Origin of the sequence: Arthrobacter sp., from assembly GCF_030540645.1 — a bacterium.
Classification (GTDB): Bacteria; Actinomycetota; Actinomycetes; order Actinomycetales; family Micrococcaceae; genus Specibacter.
In genome coordinates this window covers 1-16,656 of sequence record NZ_JAUNVV010000082.1, presented here as the reverse complement: position 1 = coordinate 16,656, position 16,656 = coordinate 1, and the positions used below count along the sequence as shown (strand labels likewise).

The window sequence follows — 16,656 nt, the reverse complement described above, 5'->3', positions numbered from 1 at the left end:
TTCCCAAGCGTTGCCGCCGAGCGCCATCGCCGCGAGGTAGAAAGCATGGTTGGGGATGCCGGAATTGATATGCACGCCACCGTTGTCATTGCGGGGGTCGTTGTCATCGGGAAGGTCCACATAACCATCCATGGTGGCTGGCTGCCGGTCCCCGGAATAGGCGGTCCCGGGCGCCTTCATGGAACGCAGCGCCTTGCCCAGCGACGGCACCAGGATTCCCTCCCCAATCAACCAGTCTGCTTCCACGGCGTACTGCTTGAGTGTGTACTGTTTCACGAGCGTGCCGAAAACATCCGAGAAGGACTCGTTCAGGGCTCCCGACTGTTTGCTGTAGGCCAGCCCGGCCGTGAACTCGGTGATCCCGTGGGTGAGCTCGTGCCCAATGACATCCAGCGCCCTCGTCAGGCCGCCAACTTGGAAGATTTGTCCGCTGCCGTCCCCGTACACCATCTGGGTGCCGTCCCAGAATGCGTTGTCGTAGGCAACACCGTAATGGACGCTGGAGACCAGTTCCATGCCGGCGTTGTCGAGTGAATTGCGCCCCATGACCCGTAGGTAGAAGTCATAGGTTTGGGCGCTGCCGTCATAGGCCTCATTGACGGCAGGGTCCGTGCTCTTATGTTCGCCCCATCCGCGCATCCGCACCCCGGGCAGGAACGTACGGCCCTTCGTCTGGTTGTCGTAGACGGTCAGCCTGCGGGTCGAAGAAATGTTGAATCCCACCAGCTGTCCCATGGGGAGTCCGAACTGGCGGGTGAGCCGGCCCATGACGGCGCGCTGCTGGCGGAAGGCAGCCGAAGTAGCGAGTGCCCGTACGGCAGCCTTTTGCTGGTCGGAGGTGCCGTCAAGGGCCAGCTGTGCCAGCAGGTCCGGCGGTGCAATGCTGCAGTGAGTGTGTGGATGAGTGGTAAACATGATCTTCCCCCTGGGGCTCGGTGCCTGGCACGTGCCTCAACGCTACGCCGCCGCCCGCTTAGTTGATAGAGGCTGCCCGTTCAAGGGAAGGCCCTGAAGCGGAGACGTAAATCTAATCGTCGTCGGTGCCCATGACACGCTGGAGCAGCGGACCCAGGCGGAACGGCACGATCTCGTTCATGGCCAGTGAGGTTTCGGTGCGTTCGACGCCGTCGCACGCGAGGATCTTGCCGTTGATACGAAACAGATCCTCGGCGCCGGTGGACACCACACGCACCAGAAGATCAGCCCGCCCACTGAGCCCATGAGCTTCCACGACTTCGGGGATGGCAGCAAGGGACGCAGCCAGTTCACCCAACTTTTGCTGCTGCACATGGATGGAAATGAAGGCCGTCAGCGGGTAGCCGAGAGCTGAGGTGCTGATGCGGTGGTCGAAGTTCAAGAAGGCGTCGCGTTTTTCCAGTGATGCCAGCCTGGCTTGGACAGTGTTGCGGGAGAGGCCAAGCTGGGCGGCCATGGCAACGACCGTCTGGCGGGGGTCCTCGGAGATGGCCAGCAGAATGCGTGCGTCGGTGCGGTCCAAAGTAGGCATAGTGCGCAGACTAGCACGGTCTGAACACCATCCACAGGGCAGAATGTTCAATATTGTCGGCGGTTATTGCGCCGGGTGCGTGACGTGAGTATCGTCACCCTTATCGACGATGATGTCGCGCCACTTACAAGGAGGCGAGCTCAATGAGTGATCCACGCCAAGAGCCGGAGGACCCAAGGTCCATGCACATGCACCAACTCATTACTGCTGACGGGCAGCGAGTCCAGGACGAATTACTTGATGAATTCGTTGCCGATGTTGACGATGAAACTCTGCTAGGTCTCTTTAGGGACATGGTGGAAGTCCGTCGCATCGATGTGGAGGCCACCGCACTCCAGCGCCAGGGGCAGTTGGCACTGTGGCCGCCGATGCTCGGCCAGGAAGCATCGCAGGTGGGCTCCGTCAGAGCCCTGGAACCGGACGATTTTATTTTTCCCACCTACCGTGAAAACGGGGTGGCGTATTGCCGCGGGGCGCACCTGTCGGAAGTGATGGGTGTTTGGCGCGGCAACAGCAACACCGGCTGGGATCCCTATGAGATCAACGTGGCCACCCCACAGATCATCATTGGCGCCCAGACCCTGCACGCAACGGGCTACGCCATGGGCCTGAGCCTGGATGGCAAGGAATCGGTGGCCATCGGCTACCTGGGCGACGGCGCCACCAGTCAGGGTGACGTCCACGAGTCCATGGTCTTCGCCGCCAGCTTCCAAGCGCCCGTCATCTTCTTTTGCCAGAACAACCACTGGGCCATCTCAGAACCGGTTGGCCTGCAATCAGCTGTGCCCTTGGCCGGACGCGCCCCCGGCTACGGAATCCCCAGCCTGCAAGTGGACGGCAACGACGTCCTGGCAGTCCTTGCGGCTGTCCGATGGGCGGCCGCACGGGCACGCAGCGGAGGTGGGCCCAGCTTCATCGAAGCCGTCACCTACCGCATGGGCGCCCACACCACGGCTGATGACCCCACCCGCTACCGTGGCGTCACCGAACTTGAGGAGTGGGGTGCCAAAGATCCCATCGCCCGGCTCAGGGCTTTGCTGCAGAGCCGCGGAATGCTCGACGTCGGAGCTGAAGCTGAGATCGCGGCCGGAGCTGACGCTGTGGCCGCCGAGTTACGCCAATCCTGCATCAGCCTGCCAGATCCGGAACCGATGACCATTTTCGACAATGTCTATGTGGATCGTCATTCAGTCCTTGAACGTCAGCGCGACCACTACGAACGGTATCTAGCAGGCTTTTCCTCGGCGGGGCAAGGCCCCGGCGCAGGCACCGGGTCAACGGATGCAGGCACCAGGGAAGGGAGTCGGTCATGAGCAAGTTGACACTGACACAGGCCATCAACGCCGGACTGCGCCGCGCCTTGGAGGACGATCCCAAGGTTCTTCTGCTGGGGGAGGACATCGGCACCCTGGGCGGGGTGTTCCGGGTGACGGATGGTCTCATGAAGGACTTCGGCTCACACCGGGTCATCGACACGCCGTTGGCCGAATCAGGCATCATTGGCACGGCCGTGGGCCTGGCCTACCGCGGTTTCAGGCCCGTGTGCGAGATCCAATTCGACGGGTTCATCTATCCAGGCTTTGACCAGATCGTGTCCCAGGTGGCCAAAATGCATGTCCGCACCCAGGGCAAGGTGCGCATGCCGTTGACCATCCGCGTGCCGTTTGGCGGAGGCATAGGCTCACCGGAACACCACTCGGAATCCCCGGAAGCGTATTTCATCCACACCTCCGGACTGCGCGTTGTCAGCCCCTCCAACCCCCAGGATGCCTACACCATGCTGCGACAGGCCATCGCGTGCGACGACCCCGTCCTCTACTTTGAACCCAAACGGCGCTACCACGCCAAGGGGGACGTGGACCTGGATGCGGACCTGGCCGCAGCCCCGGCCCTGGACTCGGCACGGGTGGCGACCGCAGGCACCGATGTCACGCTGGTGGCCTACGGGGCCATGTTGAAAACGGCCCTCGATGCCGCCAGCGCGGCAGCCGCGGAAGGCACATCGATCGATGTCATCGACCTGCGCTCGCTCTCACCGATCGACTATGGCCCACTGATGGACTCCGTGCGGCGCACCGGCCGTCTCGTCATTGCCCACGAAGCCTCCCAAACCCTGGGGCTGGGTGCCGAGATCGCTGCCACCATCACCGAACGCTGCTTCAACTATCTTGAGGCCGCACCCGTGCGCGTCACGGGCTTCGACGTGCCCTACCCGCCATCAAAGCTCGAAAAACACCACCTGCCGGACCTCGACAGGATTCTTGACGGTGTTGACCGCGCCCTGGGCAGGCCCAACTCACAGACAGGTTTGGAGGACTGAGCATGAAGGTTCAATTCCGGCTCCCGGATCTTGGCGAGGGCCTCACAGAGTCAGAGATTGTCAGCTGGCATGTTTCCGCGGGCGACCCCGTGAAACTCAACCAGGTCATTGCCGAGGTTGAAACCGCCAAAGCCGTGGTGGAACTTCCCTCCCCGTACACCGGCACCGTCAGCGCCATCATGCACGAACCAGGCACAGTGGTGGAAGTCGGCGAAGTCATCATTGAGTTCGACGTCGCCGCGGAGCCAGACTCGGACTCGGCTGGAGGCGCTGGCTCTGTCCGAGATGGGGACCCCGCCCGCTACGCGGACGCCCGAAGCCGCTCCCGGGCCCCCATCTCGGACTCCGCCAGCGCAGAACAGGTGTCCGAGGCGGAGCCGAAGCGCGTGCCGACACTTGTTGGTTACGGCGCCGACCCGGAAACCTCTGCCCGGCCCGTGCGCCGGGCCCGGACACTGTCCGCTCCTGCACAGGAACCCAAGAAGGCTGTCGTTTTCGTGCAGGTGGACCGGCCGCGGTCCACGCCGCCGGTGCGCAAGCTCGCCCGTGACATGGGCGTTGGGCTGGAAGAGGTAGCCGGAACAGGGGAGCGTGGTCTGATCACACGGGCCGACGTCCTCACTTTCGCCCAGGACCACGCTGCTGCCAGCGATTCTGCGGCCGGAGACCAGGCTGATGCCAGCGTGGGCACTGTGGCAGCCTCGGCGTCGGGCATGGCAGGAGCGCGGGAAACCGCACGGGAAGTGCGGACTCCCATCAAGGGCGTGCAGAAGTTCATGGCAAAGGCCATGGTGGAGAGTGCGTTCACGGCCCCGCATGTCAGCGAATTCCTGACCATCGACGTCACAGCAGGCATGGATTTTCTGGAGAAGCTGCGCTCGCAGAAGGAGTTCGCCGGTATCAAGGTGACGCCCTTGACGCTGGCAGCCAAGGCAGTCACGTTGGCGGTCGCCCGGTATCCGGCGCTGAACTCACACTGGGACGAAACGGCGCAGGAGGTGGTGACATTCAACTACTTGAACCTGGGTATTGCCGCAGCCACGCCGCGTGGGCTCGTGGTGCCGAACATCAAGGACACCCAGGAGTTGGGACTGCGCGGATTGGCGCAGGCGCTGGGGCAGTTGGCGGAAACGGCGCGGGCTGGGAAGACCCCGCCTGCGGATTTGGCGGGAGGCACGTTTTCCATCACCAACATTGGCGTGTTCGGCATCGACGCCGGCACACCCCTGCTGAACACCGGCGAGGCGGGCATCCTTGCGCTCGGGGCCGTACGCCGGACGCCGTGGGAATATCAGGGGCAAGTGGCGCTGCGGCAGGTCATGACGCTCAGTTTGTCCTTTGATCACAGGCTCGTGGACGGCGCCCAGGGCTCCCGCTTCCTGGCGGACGTAGGGGCCATCATGGCTGATCCGGCCATGGCGCTGGTGCTGAGCTGAAACGCGGCCTGAATGCAACCTTAAAATTCTGCTCAAGCTGCCGTGACAGACGTATATTTTAAGTGACCCCCACTTTGGGAGCCAACTTGTAAGGAGGTTGGTAACAATGAAGAGGTGGAATCGCTGGCAGGACTATGTAGCCGTGCTCGCAGGTCTGTACGTCGCCTTGGCAACAATCTGGACAACGCAGCAGGCAAGTTCCCTGGTCATGATGATCGGCGTTGGTGTATTGCTGATCCTTTCGGGTGTTTGGAATCTGATGACCCCCGGGCAGCCGGTGGCTGAATGGATTCTGCCGCTCTTTGGGGCACTCTTGTTCATCTCGCCGTGGATCGCCGGCTACACCATGCATACCGGGGCGACCTGGACGTCATGGATCGCCGGAGCTGTGGCCTTGATCGTCGGAGTCCTTGCCCTGCAGCCGACCATGCACCGGGACGCGGCAAGCCATCACGGAGGTGCAACAGCCCACTGAGTTATCTTTGCGAAGTTCATTGAAGCGCTCTGCAACCCTGTCCTTCGTGACACCGGCCGTGGACAGCGCGTGCGTCAGGGAAGCGTCGGAGTCCGGCGCTTCCTTTTTTGCCGCCCATTGGCTGGTACGGCCAATCAGGAGATCAGGCCCCCGTCAGTGCCGCCCACGCCATCGCTTCCAGCATGGACCTAGCCGCGGCAGCCTTCCGGCTGGGGATGGGCACGCTGTGCGGGGTTGAGTTGATCAGCCCAAAGACGGCGTGGGCCTGCAGCCGGCGCAGCGCGGCCTCACGCTGCGGAAGCAACTCTCCTAGTACCTCCACCCAAAGTTCCACATAGGCGCGCTGCAGGGAACGGACGGCAGTACTGTCCTCCTCGCCCAAACTGTCAAAGTCCCTGTCCTGCACACGGATGACGTCCGGCTGTGCCATGGCGAAGTCAACATGGAAGGCGACCAGCGCGCGCAAGGAGGAACCGACGTCGGGCGCGGCTTGCACAACGGAGCGCCCGCCTGCCAGCAGATCCTCGCTGACCCCCACCAACAAGGCTCCGAGCAGCGCTTGCTTGCCGTTGAAATGTCTGTAGACGGCGGGTCCGCTGACCCCCGCCGCAGCCCCCAGATCCTCAATGGAAACACCGTTGAAGCCGCGTCGGGCAAACAGTGTTGCGGCGGAGGCCAGCAGCGCTGAGCGGCGCTTGGCCTTGGCCTGGGTGCGGGGGGTTTCTTGAAGCATGGGACCTAAATTCATTTGCTGGACATCACAGTGCGGACGGACTAACCTGAAAACCAGTTAGTGAGCATTAACTTAGTTAATATTGTTCAGTGTAGCGGCGATGACGTCAACGAGGGGTCAATGGAGACTTTGCAGAGCCAAGTGGAACCGGCCGGGGAGGCCTTTGCCCGCAACGATGCCCAACAGCGCGCCTTGGCTGCACAACTGCGCCAGACGTTGCGAACCACAGCACTGGGCGGGCCGGAAAAGTCCCGTGAACGCCACGTTGCGCGCGGCAAGGTGCTCCCGCGCGAACGCATCGACCGGCTGCTCGATGAGGGCAGCCCCTTCCTTGAAATTGCGCCGCTGGCAGCCCATGAAATGTACAGCGGCGCCTCACCCGGCGCCGGTGTCATTGCCGGCGTTGGCCTTGTCCAAGGCCGCCACGTGATGGTGCTGTGCAACGATGCCACCGTCAAGGGCGGAACGTACTACCCGATGACCGTGAAAAAGCACCTGCGGGCGCAGGAAATCGCGTTGGAAAACCACTTGCCCTGCATCTATCTGGTGGATTCCGGCGGTGCGTTCCTGCCCATGCAGGACGAAGTGTTCCCCGGCAAGGACCACTTCGGCAGGATCTTCTTCAACCAAGCCAAGATGTCCGCGGCAAAGATTCCGCAGATCGCCGCTGTCATGGGCTCCTGCACGGCCGGTGGGGCATATGTGCCGGCCATGAGTGATGAAACAGTGATCGTGCGCAACCAGGGCACCATTTTCCTGGGTGGGCCACCGCTGGTAAAGGCCGCCATCGGAGAGATTGTCACGGCGGAGGAGCTGGGCGGTGGAGACGTCCACGCCAGCATCTCGGGTGTGGTGGATCATCTGGCGGAAAATGACGACCACGCGCTGGCGATCATCCGCGACATCGTGGACACGCTCCCGCCCAACCCAGCCCCCGCGTGGGCCGTGGGGGCCAGCGAGGCACCCGCTGTGGATCCCGACGAGCTTTACGGCGCCGTGCCCACGGACCTGAACACCCCGTACGACTGCCGCGAGATCATCACCCGGCTCGTTGACGGCAGCAAATTCCACGAGTTCAAGAAAAACTATGGCACCACGCTCGTCACCGGATTCGCTACGTTGCACGGGCACCCGGTGGGCATTGTGGCCAACCACGGCGTGCTGTTCAGCGAGTCCGCACTGAAGGGTGCGCACTTCATTGAACTGTGCGACCAGCGCGGCATCCCGCTCATCTTTTTGCAGAACCTCAACGGCTTCATGGTCGGCAAGGACTACGAGCACGGCGGCATTGCCAAACACGGGGCCAAGATGGTCACGGCCGTCGCCACCGCGCGCGTGCCGAAACTGACGGTCATTGTGGGCGGGTCCTTCGGGGCCGGCAACTACTCCATGTGCGGGCGCGCCTACAGTCCCCGCTTCCTGTGGACGTGGCCGGCGTCGCGCATCTCCGTCATGGGTGGCAGCCAGGCCTCCTCCGTGCTGGCCACGGTCAAGCGCGACCAGCACGAACGCCGTGGCGAAGACTGGTCCGCAGCCGAGGAGGACGCCTTCAAGGCACCGGTTCTCGCCCAGTTTGAAAAGCAGGGCAGCCCCTACTACGCCACCGCCCGCCTCTGGGATGACGGCATCATCGACCCCGCAGACACCCGCACCGTCCTCGGACTGGCGCTGGATGTGTGCGCCAGAACCCCGCTGCCGGAAACCTCCTTCGGCCTCTTTAGGATGTGAGCCCATGAGCCCTCTTTTCGACACCGTTCTGGTGGCCAACCGCGGTGAAATAGCCTGCCGCATCATCCGCACCCTGAAGGATCTGGGCATCCGCTCGGTGGCCGTGTATTCCGAGCCCGACGCCGGAGCCCGCCACGTGCGCGAGGCCGACGAAGCGCTGTGCATAGGCCCCGCAGCCGCAACCGAAAGCTACCTGAATATCGCAGCCATCGTTGCCGCATGCCGTGAATCCGGCGCCCAGGCAGTGCACCCAGGGTATGGGTTCCTGTCGGAAAACCAGGCCTTTGCGCAGGCACTCAAGGATGCGGGTATCACCTTCATTGGCCCCTCGGTCGAGGCGTTGAACGTCATGGGGGACAAGATCCGCTCCAAGAACCACGTCGGCGCAGCAGGAGTTCCGCTGGTGCCCGGCATTTCCAAGGCCGGGCTGAGCGACGCTGACTTGATCGCAGCTGCGCAGGGGATTGGCTTTCCGTTGCTCATCAAGCCGTCGGCCGGGGGCGGGGGAAAAGGCATGCACAATGTGTATTCAATCCAAGAACTGCCGGCAACCCTGGCCACCGCACGCCGGGTGGCTGCTGCCGCCTTTGGCGACGACACCTTGTTCCTTGAACGCCTCGTGGCCAATCCCCGGCATATTGAAGTGCAGATCCTCGGTGACAACTTCGGGAACGTGGTCCACCTGGGTGAGCGTGAATGCTCCCTGCAGCGCCGCCACCAAAAAGTCATCGAAGAGGCGCCCTCACCGCTGCTGACGGGCATGGCCGACGGCGCCGCTGTCCGGGCGCGCATCGGCGCCGCAGCGTGTGCCGCCGCTGCCAGTGTGAACTACACCGGGGCAGGGACAGTGGAGTTCATCGTCTCCAATGACACTCCAGACGAGTTCTTCTTCATGGAAATGAACACCCGTCTGCAGGTGGAGCACCCCGTCACCGAAATGGTGGCCAGGGTTGATGGCGAGCCGCTGGACTTAGTGCAATGGCAGCTGCGCATCGCCGCCGGGGAACCAATCACGTTCAACCAGGAAGCGGTCAGCGCCGAAGGCCACGCCGTCGAAGCCCGCGTGTACGCCGAAAACCCGGCCCAGGGGTTCCTGCCCTCGGCCGGGACCGTCGTAGTGCTGGATGAGTCAGTTGCCGGGCGCCCGGGAGTGCGCGTGGACAGCTCCCTCCTGCAAGGGCTGGAAATCTCCGCCGACTACGACCCCATGCTGGCCAAGGTCATCGCCTGGGGAACAGATCGCGAGCAGGCCTTGGAACGCGTGGACGCGGCTCTGCATGACTACGTGGTGCTCGGCGTCCCCACCAACGTCGAGTACCTGCGCCTTCTACTCGCAGACCCCGACGTTCAAGCCGGGCGTCTGGACACCACCCTCATTGAACGCAAACTCCCCGAACTGGCCTTCCGCACCCTCGACGCCGGCGACTACGCAGCAGCCGCGCTCCTGACACGCGGATCGGCACCGGAGGTCGGGCTTGGGGAGCGGCTTGCGAGCCTCGGCCCGTGGGGGCGCACCGACGGGTGGCGGCTTGGTGATGCTGCTCCGTGGCGGGTTCTGCTCGCCGGGGTAGGACGCACGGCGGTGGTGACGGTCGGCGGCAGCCGGGAAGGGGCAGCTGCGGACGGGGCCGGCGTCGTGCATGTCAGTGGGGATGAGCTGGCCGATGGTGGCGCGCATACCGCTCGGCTGGTAGAGGTGGGGATGGCCGTGGAACTCGAATGGGACGGGCAAACGCGGCAGTATCGGTTTGCCCGCAACGGGTCTGAGGTGTTGCTTGGAAGTGGCGGGTGGACGGCGTCGGTGCAGTTGCTGGGGCGTGACGCCGTGACAGCGCGGATGCTGGAGGGGCTGGAACGTGATGAAGCGGCGGCTGATCCGCAGGTGCGCAGCCCCATGCCGGGAACCGTGACCATGCTCAATGTCAGCAACGGGGACAAAGTTCAGGCCGGCACCGTGCTGCTCGCCGTGGAGGCCATGAAGATGGAGCATCAGCTGGTGGCTGCCATCGCCGGAACGGTGCACGTGGGGGTGGCTGTGGGTTCGCTGGTCAAGGCCGATCAAGTGGTCGCCACGATTGTTCCGGACCTGCCCACCGACACGGAGCTCCCCGATGCCGCCCATGAAAAATCAACCAAGGATTCCTGAAGGGAAACAACGTGCCCAATTTTGAACTCAACGAGGAGTACCAGGCGCTCAGCGACATGGTCCGCGACTTCGCAGACAACGTGGTTGCCCCCGTCTCAGCCCAGCACGACGCGGAGCACAGCTTCCCCTATGAGATCGTGTCGCACATGGGGGAGCTGGGCTTGTTCGGACTGCCGTTCCCGGAGGAGTTTGGCGGCATGGGCGGGGACTACTTCGCCCTGGCGCTGGCCTTGGAACAGCTGGGGCGGGTGGACCAGTCGGTCGCCATCACGCTCGAGGCAGGGGTGTCACTGGGCGCCATGCCCGTGCACCGCTTCGGGACCCAGGCGCAGAAGGAGGCATGGCTGCCACAGCTGACCAGCGGTGCGGCACTGGCGGGCTTCGGCCTGACAGAGCCCGACGCCGGATCGGACGCCGGACGCACCTCCACCCGGGCGAAACTGCAGGACGGCGAATGGGTCATTGACGGCAGCAAACAGTTCATCACCAACTCCGGGACGGACATCACCAAGTTCGTCACCGTCACAGCCGTCACCGGCAGCACCGAACGCGCCGACGGGACGGTGAAGAAGGAGATTTCCACCATCATCGTCCCCAACGGAACGCCAGGCTTCACGGTGGAAAAGCCCTACGGCAAGGTGGGCTGGAACGCCTCAGACACCCACCCGCTGACGTTCACCAACGCCCGGGTGCCGGAGGAAAACCTGCTCGGTGAGCGCGGCCGTGGGTATGCGAACTTCCTGTCCATCCTGGATGAAGGCCGCATCGCCATCGCCGCGCTGGCCACCGGTGCCGCGCAGGGCTGTGTTGATGAAGCCGTCCGCTACGCCAAGGAACGCCACGCGTTCGGCCACAACATTGGCCACTACCAAGGCATTTCCTTCAAAATTGCGCGCATGCAAAGCCGTGCGCACCTGGCCCGGCTGGCCTATTACGACGCCGCCTCGCGCATGCTCGCAGGCAAATCCTTCAAGACGGAGGCGGCCATCGCTAAGATGGTCGCAAGTGAGGCAGCCATGGACAACGCCAGGGACGCCACACAGGTGTTTGGCGGTTACGGGTTCATCAACGAGTTCACCGTTGCCCGCCACTACAGGGATTCAAAGATCTTGGAGATAGGGGAAGGCACCACCGAAGTGCAATTGATGCTCATTGCCCGCGACCTGGGCTTGTGACCCTTCTCGAAAGGAACCCCGCCATGATCAACAAAGTAGTTGCCTCACCGGCTGCGGCCGTCCATGACATCCACGACGGCGCTTCCCTCGCCGTGGGAGGCTTCGGACTGTGCGGCATCCCCGTAGCCCTCATCCAGGCCCTCTACGATGCAGGAACCTCACGGCTGGAAACCATCTCCAACAACTGCGGTGTGGACGACTGGGGCCTGGGCATCCTGCTCAGCGACGGCCGCATCCGCCGCACCATCTCCTCCTACGTGGGGGAGAACAAGGAATTTGCCCGGCAATTCCTTGCCGGCGAACTGGAAGTCGAGCTCACCCCGCAGGGCACGCTCGCCGAGAAACTGCGCGCAGGCGGAGCCGGGATACCTGCCTTCTACACAGCCGCCGGTGTAGGCACCCAGGTCAGCGAGGGCGGACTGCCGCGCCTGTACGACGGCGCGGGCGGAGTGGCGATCGCCTCGCCACCCAAGGAGGTACGCACCTTTGGGGACGCCGACTTTGTCTTGGAGGAATCCCTGCGACCGGACTTTGCCCTTGTCCACGCCTGGAAGGGCGACCGCCACGGCAACCTGATCTTCCACGCCACTGCCATGAACTTCAACCCGCTGTGCGCCATGGCAGGGAAGGTCACCATCGCCGAAGTGGAAGAGCTGGTGGAACCTGGCGAACTGGACCCCGAACACATCCACGTACCAGGCATCTTCGTCCAACGCGTGGTCCACGTGCCTGCCGGGACGCCAGGGAGCGAAAAACGCATCGAAAAGCGAACTGTTGCAAACAGCCAGGAGGCATGACCATGGCACTGACACGGAATGAACTGGCCGCACGGGTGGCACAGGAGTTGCGCAACGGACAGTACGTGAACTTGGGGATTGGCATGCCCACCCTGATTCCCAACTTCATCCCGGACACGGTGGAGGTGGTGCTGCATTCGGAGAATGGGATCTTGGGGACGGGACCCTACCCGGCCGAGGCCGACGTCGACCCTGATTTGATCAACGCTGGGAAGGAAACCGTCACCGTCAACAAGGGGGCGGCGTTCTTTGATTCGGCCACCTCGTTTGGCATGGTGCGCGGGGGACACGTGGATGTGGCCGTGCTCGGGGCCATGCAGGTTGCCGCCAACGGGGATCTGGCGAACTGGATGATTCCCGGCAAGATGGTCAAGGGCATGGGTGGGGCCATGGACCTGGTGTTCGGCGCCAAGAAGCTGATCGTCATGATGGAGCACGTGGACAAATACGGGGCGCCAAAGATCCTGCAGGAGTGCACGCTGCCCTTGACGGGGAAGAAGTGCGTGGATTTGATCATCACGGATCTGGCGGTGATCGAAGTGACTCCGGACGGTTTGGTCTTGAAGGAACTGGCTCCGGATGTCACTGTTGAGCAAATTGTGGCAGCGACCGGGGCACCGCTGAACTTGGAAATGCATGATCTGGACAACGTATGAGTGACGGACACGCGGGGTACCCGAAGACGCCGGGAGTGGTGACGCAACGCGGTCTCTACTATGAGGAACTGGAACTGGGCATCCTGTACCAGCACCGGCCGGGGCGCACCCTGACCGAAACCGACAATGTCCTTTTCACCACCATGACCATGAACACCCAGGCACTTCACCTGGATGCTGCATGGAGTCAGGACCAGCCCTTCGGACAGCGCATCATGAACTCCATGTTCACCTTGGCCACCATGGTGGGGCAGTCCGTGGCACAACTGACCCAGGGCACCATCGTGGCGCAACTGGGCATGGGTGAGATTTCCTTCCCGCACCCCCTCTTTCACGGAGACACGCTGTATACGGAGAGCGTCGTGACGGAAAAGCGGCTCTCAGCCTCCCGTCCCGGCCAAGGTATCGTGTCCATGACCCACACCGGACGCAACCAGTCCGGCGTCGTGGTGGGGAAAGCCAGCAGAACAGCACTTTTCTGGCTCAAGCCCACCAACTAAAACCCAACAGTTAAGGACAACATCATCACAGCTACGAGGGAATTCACCATGGGGCCGGCGCTGCTCTTCGCCCCGGGGGACAGGCCGGACCGCTTCAGCAAGGCAGCCGAACGCTCCGACGCCGTCGTTCTTGATCTGGAGGACGCCGTCGCACCTGCGGCCAAGGCCCAGGCACGGGAGAACATGGCCGCCAGCACGCTTGACCCGGCAACAACCATGGTGCGCATCAACGCCCTCGGCACCGAGGCCGCACGCCTTGACCTGCATGCCTTGGCGCTGGGGCGGTTCAACACCATCATGGTGGCCAAGGCCGCCGATGTGGATGCCATTGCAGCGCTGGAAAAATACAATGTGGTGGTCCTTTGCGAAACGGCCGCAGGAATCCTGGCCGCTCCGGCGCTGGCGAAACTCCCCAACGTGGTGGCACTGATGTGGGGTGCCGAAGACCTGGTGGCCTCACTCGGCGGCAGCTCCAGCCGTTTTGGCGCTGGAAGCTCTCAAGCTGGCAGCTACCGGGCCGTGGCAACCTATGCGCGCTCGCAGATGCTGCTGGCCGCGGGGGCGGCGGGCAAGGTGGCCATCGATTCCATTTATGCCGACTTTGCGGACCTTGATGGGCTGGCCGCGGAGGCGGAGGATGCGGTGGCCAGCGGATTTGGTGCGAAGGCCTGCATCCACCCGTCCCAAGTGGCCGTGGTTCGACAGGCATACCGGCCGGACCCGGCCCAGGTTGCGGCGGCAACTGAGCTTCTGGCTGCGGCGGAGGTTGCCGGCACAGGCGTTTTCGCGTTCAACGGGCAGATGGTCGACGGCCCCATCCTGCTGCACGCCAAGCAAACGCTGCGCCGGGCAGCCCTCTAGCGCACCACCACCCACCCGACGCTCCCGCACGTTCGGGGCGTTTCAGGCTGACCCTCCCGCACCTTTGGGGCACAGTTTTGGGACGCTTCTTCATCGGATGGGAGAGCGTTCTTCATTTCAGCCCTGAAACTGTAGGACCGTCCGGAGGGTGGGGCATGTGGGAACCATTGGTGACGCGAACCGTATCAATGCCTTGACGTGCACGCTACTGTGAAGGCACCGGAGGGATTGCCAGTACAGCGAAGGTAGGGGACAGCGTGAACGTGTCAGCAGGTTCGCTCAAACTGCAGTTTCCAGGATCTCAGAGCAGTGCACTTGCGGCCCGCTTGGAGCTGCCGGATGGTGAGGTTCGGGCGTATGCCCTGTTTGCGCACTGTTTCAGCTGCAGCAAGGACGTGTTTGCCGCCTCCCGAGTTTCCCGTGGACTGACCGCGTCCGGAATTGCTGTGCTCCGGTTCGACTTCACCGGGCTGGGTCAATCAGATGGCGACTTCGGCAATACGAACTTCACCTCAAATATCGATGATTTGGTGCGGGCGGCGGAGTTTCTGCGGGACAATTACCGCGCGCCGCGCATATTGATCGGTCACTCGCTCGGGGGCACTGCCGTGCTAGCAGCGGCGCATCGCATTCCATCCGTCAGTGCTGTTGCGACAATTGCCGCACCGGCCGACCCGCAGCACGTAAAAGGGCTGCTTCGCGACGACATCGATACGATTCAGCGGCAGGGCTTCGCGGAGGTGGAATTGGGTGGACGCCGATTCAAAATTCGTCAGCAGTTTCTCACCGATGTCGCCGCACAGCCACAAGCTGAGCGGATCCGTACTCTTGGAACAGCGCTCTTGGTGATGCACTCTCCGGCGGACAAGATCGTCTCCATTGATGAAGCGGGGAAAATTTTCGATTTGGCGAAGCACCCGAAGTCTTTCGTGGCGCTCGACGGCGCCAACCACCTGCTGAGCAGACGTGAGGACTCCCAGTTCGCTGCAGACATCATCAGTGCCTGGGCCGCGCGCTATGCCTTTGAAGACGATGCGGCACCTGCGGAGGTGTATGACGTAGAAATCGCTGACCGAGCACCAAAACCTTCTGTAGAAAGTGAGCGCGGCGTTGTCACGGTGGAGGAGACGGGCAACGGCTTGTTTCAACAGCGCATCTCGTCCGGGGGCCACAAACTGTTGGCTGATGAGCCGGAACCCATCGGCAGCGATACTGGCCTTTCACCGTACGAGCTGCTGCTGGCAGGGCTCGGAGCATGCACGTCAATGACGTTGCGCATGTACGCGGAGCGCAAGAACCTCGCGCTGGAGAAGGTGAGTGTGCGCCTGGCCCATTCGCGCATCCATGCAGATGACTGCGCAACCTGTGAGACAACGGAAGGGATGATCGATCACATCGATCGGTCGATATCACTGACCGGCAATCTGTCTGAAGCTCAGATCGTCAGGCTGTTGGAGATAGCCGACAAGTGCCCAGTGCATCGCACTCTGCGTTCGGAGATCATGATCACCACTGTTTTGGACTGATCCGGGACGGCGACTGCCGGCGACGGACGGTTGCACGAATCGTAGTCACTGCCCGGCCCTGCCAGTTGGAGGCTGCTGTCCAGTGAGATCGCAACCGGGCTGCGTTCGATCTGCTGAGAGATACCTGGCGGGACCATGTGGGCCGATGAGCACTCGTGGTTGCTCGCCAGCAAGCTTGATTTCGACTCGACGCCAATTGCAGGAACGAGAGAGCTCATCCGCGAACTCGAGTATGCGACGGGCAAAGAAGGTCTGCCGATTCACCCCGACGTCGATCCTTGGTCGCGCAGCGACGTGGACAACTGCCCCGAGTACATCACGGCCCGTGTTGCGTCTGGAACTCCCGTTCGGTGTCGCAACGAGATCTCCCCGGGTCAAGGGCCCAGGGAGATCTCGTTAATACTCGATGCCCTTCGAACGGGCAATCAGCAGTGGTTGGTGCCAGCTATGGACGCTTCACCATGATGGTTGTTCCGTTACTGTCACCGTCCGGATCGGTATTGGTGGTTGGCGCGTACGTCGAGGAGGTAGCGGTCACGTTGGTGACCTTGAACACCGTTGATTTGGTAAAAACCGTGAAGGAGAAGTTCCCCAGCGAGCAGGTGCCGGTGGCTGCGGTGATGCAGGTCAACGTTCCAGTGTGGTTGGAGAAAGTTCCGCTCACGGTAGCACCTGCCAAAGCAGTTCCGTTGGAGTCAAGGACTGTTGCCGTCACCCGCGGTTGCCAAGTCCACCATGATGAACCAGACGTGGTCGCATTGTCCAGATCCCCGACATGATGCATCGTTGGCGTTGG

General features: G+C 62.8%; 16 protein-coding genes. 12 read left to right on the top strand and 4 right to left on the bottom strand.

Features of this window, described 5'->3' with window-relative positions; translation table 11 throughout:
• The coding region (locus Q4P21_RS13400) for a M4 family metallopeptidase (RefSeq protein ID WP_303389255.1) at window positions 1–915 on the bottom strand (915 nt) is incomplete at its 3' end.
• A gap of 112 nt (window positions 916–1,027) precedes the next feature.
• A complete protein-coding gene (locus Q4P21_RS13395; protein ID WP_303389254.1) occupies window positions 1,028–1,507 on the bottom strand; it encodes an Lrp/AsnC family transcriptional regulator in 480 nt (159 codons plus the stop codon).
• A 143-nt stretch (window positions 1,508–1,650) separates the two neighbouring features.
• On the opposite strand from Q4P21_RS13395, the gene pdhA reads away from it, so the two are divergent.
• From pdhA to Q4P21_RS13375, 4 genes are all read left to right on the top strand, one after another.
• The gene (gene pdhA, locus Q4P21_RS13390) at window positions 1,651–2,820 is read left to right on the top strand and encodes a pyruvate dehydrogenase (acetyl-transferring) E1 component subunit alpha (RefSeq protein ID WP_303389253.1); all 1,170 of its coding nucleotides are present in this window, start codon (window positions 1,651–1,653) and stop codon (window positions 2,818–2,820) included.
• A complete protein-coding gene (locus Q4P21_RS13385) occupies window positions 2,817–3,827 on the top strand; it encodes an alpha-ketoacid dehydrogenase subunit beta (RefSeq protein WP_303389252.1) in 1,011 nt (336 codons plus the stop codon). The genes pdhA and Q4P21_RS13385 overlap by 4 nt, the downstream gene beginning before the upstream one ends.
• Before the next feature lie 2 nt (window positions 3,828–3,829).
• The gene (locus Q4P21_RS13380) at window positions 3,830–5,263 is read left to right on the top strand and encodes a dihydrolipoamide acetyltransferase family protein (RefSeq protein WP_303389251.1); all 1,434 of its coding nucleotides are present in this window, start codon (window positions 3,830–3,832) and stop codon (window positions 5,261–5,263) included.
• Window positions 5,264–5,369: 106 nt separating this feature from the next.
• Complete coding sequence (locus tag Q4P21_RS13375; RefSeq protein WP_303389250.1) at window positions 5,370–5,738, top strand: SPW repeat protein; 369 nt, start codon at window positions 5,370–5,372, stop codon at window positions 5,736–5,738.
• A gap of 142 nt (window positions 5,739–5,880) precedes the next feature.
• Here Q4P21_RS13375 and Q4P21_RS13370 read toward each other — a convergent pair whose 3' ends face one another.
• Complete coding sequence (locus tag Q4P21_RS13370; protein ID WP_303389249.1) at window positions 5,881–6,471, bottom strand: TetR/AcrR family transcriptional regulator; 591 nt, start codon at window positions 6,469–6,471, stop codon at window positions 5,881–5,883.
• Between the two features lie 120 nt (window positions 6,472–6,591).
• On the opposite strand from Q4P21_RS13370, the gene Q4P21_RS13365 reads away from it, so the two are divergent.
• The 8 genes from Q4P21_RS13365 (at window position 6,592) to Q4P21_RS13330 (ending at window position 15,860) form a co-directional block, all read left to right on the top strand.
• Window positions 6,592–8,199, top strand: coding sequence for a carboxyl transferase domain-containing protein (locus tag Q4P21_RS13365; RefSeq protein ID WP_303389248.1), 1,608 nt, complete (start codon window positions 6,592–6,594; stop codon window positions 8,197–8,199).
• 4 nt (window positions 8,200–8,203) lie between these two features.
• Window positions 8,204–10,345: a biotin carboxylase N-terminal domain-containing protein gene (locus Q4P21_RS13360; RefSeq protein ID WP_303389247.1), complete on the top strand. Its 2,142-nt coding sequence runs from the start codon at window positions 8,204–8,206 to the stop codon at window positions 10,343–10,345.
• An 11-nt stretch (window positions 10,346–10,356) separates the two neighbouring features.
• The gene (locus tag Q4P21_RS13355; protein ID WP_207344532.1) at window positions 10,357–11,520 is read left to right on the top strand and encodes an acyl-CoA dehydrogenase family protein; all 1,164 of its coding nucleotides are present in this window, start codon (window positions 10,357–10,359) and stop codon (window positions 11,518–11,520) included.
• A gap of 23 nt (window positions 11,521–11,543) precedes the next feature.
• Window positions 11,544–12,317, top strand: a complete 774-nt coding sequence (locus Q4P21_RS13350) for a CoA transferase subunit A (RefSeq protein WP_303389246.1) — start codon at window positions 11,544–11,546, stop codon at window positions 12,315–12,317.
• Window positions 12,318–12,319: 2 nt separating this feature from the next.
• Window positions 12,320–12,973 (top strand): CoA transferase subunit B, encoded by a 654-nt coding sequence (locus Q4P21_RS13345; RefSeq protein WP_282099549.1) that lies wholly within the window; start codon window positions 12,320–12,322, stop codon window positions 12,971–12,973.
• Window positions 12,970–13,473 (top strand): MaoC family dehydratase, encoded by a 504-nt coding sequence (locus tag Q4P21_RS13340; RefSeq protein ID WP_303389245.1) that lies wholly within the window; start codon window positions 12,970–12,972, stop codon window positions 13,471–13,473. The genes Q4P21_RS13345 and Q4P21_RS13340 overlap by 4 nt, the downstream gene beginning before the upstream one ends.
• Before the next feature lie 48 nt (window positions 13,474–13,521).
• Window positions 13,522–14,334: a CoA ester lyase gene (locus tag Q4P21_RS13335; protein WP_303389244.1), complete on the top strand. Its 813-nt coding sequence runs from the start codon at window positions 13,522–13,524 to the stop codon at window positions 14,332–14,334.
• Window positions 14,335–14,591: 257 nt separating this feature from the next.
• Complete coding sequence (locus Q4P21_RS13330) at window positions 14,592–15,860, top strand: bifunctional alpha/beta hydrolase/OsmC family protein (protein WP_303389243.1); 1,269 nt, start codon at window positions 14,592–14,594, stop codon at window positions 15,858–15,860.
• Window positions 15,861–16,305: 445 nt separating this feature from the next.
• Here Q4P21_RS13330 and Q4P21_RS13325 read toward each other — a convergent pair whose 3' ends face one another.
• Window positions 16,306–16,524 (bottom strand): hypothetical protein, encoded by a 219-nt coding sequence (locus Q4P21_RS13325; protein WP_303389242.1) that lies wholly within the window; start codon window positions 16,522–16,524, stop codon window positions 16,306–16,308.
• Between the last annotated feature and the right edge of the window lie 132 nt (window positions 16,525–16,656).